We start from the raw sequence: 1,889 nt of genomic DNA on the forward strand, positions 1-1,889 counted from the left end.
GGCGCTGCTCGCCGCCGAGCAGACGGACTTCGCGGACGTGGAGGGTGTGGGCGCCCTGTGGGCCCGGCACGTGCGCCAGTGGCTCACCGGCCTCGGGTCGACCTAGCGGACGGCGTCCGCGGCGTCTGCCTCACATGCCAGTCGCGCCCGACACCCCGGACGGTCAGTCGCCCTCGACCACGTTGAAGGTGGCCGCCGGGCTGAAGACGTTCCCGACCAGCGCGTAGACCTGGTAGGCGCCCACCTCGACCGGGGTCCGATCGGCCTCCGAGCAGGCGCCCTCCGCGGACCGGCGGCCTGTCCAGTCGATCTGGCGGGGCTCGGGCTCACCGGGGCGGAGGTCGACCTCGTCGTCCTCGCGGGGGGTGGTGCAGTCGATGCTCGACCACACCTTGACGTTGGTGTCCAGGCGGTAGACCTCGAAGGACAGCGGCGCCTCGGAGAGGTCGCGGTCGCACGTGGTGTCCGAGGTGTTGAGGATGTTGACGAAGAACCGGACGTCCTCGCCGACCGGGACGTTGGGCTCGGCGGACCAGACCTCCAGGCTCAGGTCCTCGTCCGCGCACCGGCCGCGCGAGGCGCCGCCGTCATCCCGGGCGGTGGTCCCGGTGGTCGTGGTCTCCGAGGTGGTGGCCGCCTCGGCCGTGTCGACCTCGCCGCCGCCCGCCGACTCCTGGGTGTCCGTGCCGCTGTCCCTGGAGGCCAGGAACAGCGCCAGCACCACGGCCAGGACGGCGACGACCGCGATGGCGACGGCGGCGACGCGGCGACGCACATAGACTTCGCGCGGTAGGGAGCCCTGGGGTTCGTGCACGGGCCCAACTCTAGGGCCGAGCGGGCGCCGCACCGGATCCCCCTCGCGGCGTGTCCCTAGACCGCGATCATCTCCTCACCCGGACCGTGGGGGGTGTCCTCGACCTCCCCCAACGCGCTGCGCAGATACGCGCGCCCGTCCGAGAGCTTGTACGTCACACCGACGATCGCGAGCCGCCCCGCGTCGATCCGGTCACTGATGATCTTGGAGCGCTGCTGCAGGAGCTCGCCGGTCTCGAGGACGTGGCGCGCCTCGAAATCGTCGATGGTGCTGAGCCCCTCGCGGCGACCGTTGAGGATCGAGGGCGAGACCTTCTCCACCACGTCACGCAGGAACCCGGGCGGGATCTCACCGGTGTTGAGCGCGTCGACCGTGGCCTTGACGGCGCCACAGCTGTCGTGACCGAGCACCACGATCAGCGGGGTCTCCAGGACGTGGACCGCGTACTCGATCGAGCCGAGCACCGCCGAGTCGCTGATGTGGCCGGCGGTGCGGATCACGAAGAGGTCCCCGAGACCCTGGTCGAAGATGATCTCGGCCGCCACCCGGGAGTCCGAGCAGCCGAACAGGACGGCCTTGGGGTGCTGCGCCGCGACGAGCTTCTCCCGCCGCTCGGTATTCTGGCTGGGATGACGCATCTGCCCTTCGACGAATCGATGATTGCCGTCGCGGAGCGAGGCCCAGGCCTTGATGGGATCGGTATGAGGCATGGCTCATATTGTGCACACCCCGCTCCCGCGGAGACACGGTGACCTCCGTCGACACCTCCGCCCTGCTGTCCTGGTTCGACCGTGCGGGCCGCCCCCTCCCCTGGCGCGGCCCGGGTGTCGGCGCGTGGGAGATCCTGCTCTGTGAGGTCATGAGCCAGCAGACCCCCGTGGCACGGGTGGAACCGGTCTGGCGGGCGTGGCTCGAGCGGTGGCCCGGTCCGGCCGAGCTCGCCGCGGCGCCGGCCGCCGATGTGATCCGGATGTGGGGCAAGCTCGGCTATCCCCGCCGCGCCCTCCGACTGCAGGAGTGTGCCCTCGTCGTCGTCGACAGACACGACGGCGAGGTCCCCACCGACGTCGAGGCC

At 71.1% G+C, this 1,889-nt stretch carries 2 protein-coding genes and 1 pseudogene; 1 reads left to right on the forward strand and 2 read right to left on the reverse strand.

The window, feature by feature from the left end:
• Positions 1–163 precede the first annotated feature (163 nt).
• Both G6031_RS14160 and G6031_RS14165 read right to left on the reverse strand, forming a co-directional pair.
• Complete coding sequence (locus G6031_RS14160) at positions 164–814, reverse strand: hypothetical protein (protein ID WP_182639751.1); 651 nt, start codon at positions 812–814, stop codon at positions 164–166.
• Positions 815–870: 56 nt separating this feature from the next.
• Positions 871–1,524 carry a carbonic anhydrase gene (locus G6031_RS14165; protein ID WP_179524500.1) on the reverse strand — a complete coding sequence of 218 codons (654 nt, stop codon included), beginning with the start codon at positions 1,522–1,524 and terminating at the stop codon, positions 871–873.
• 38 nt (positions 1,525–1,562) lie between these two features.
• Here G6031_RS14165 and G6031_RS14170 point away from each other — a divergent pair.
• Positions 1,563–1,889: pseudogene (locus tag G6031_RS14170) on the forward strand (A/G-specific adenine glycosylase); the annotation flags it as partial.

Origin of the sequence: Dietzia sp. CQ4 (genome assembly GCF_014145125.1) — a bacterium.
GTDB lineage: Bacteria > Actinomycetota > Actinomycetes > Mycobacteriales > Mycobacteriaceae > Dietzia > Dietzia natronolimnaea.

What these genes read in the sequence shown, in the direction of transcription:
- G6031_RS14165 (WP_179524500.1), bottom strand. Translation starts at nt 1,524, where the DNA reads ATGCCTCATACCGATCCCATCAAGGCCTGGGCCTCGCTCCGCGACGGC.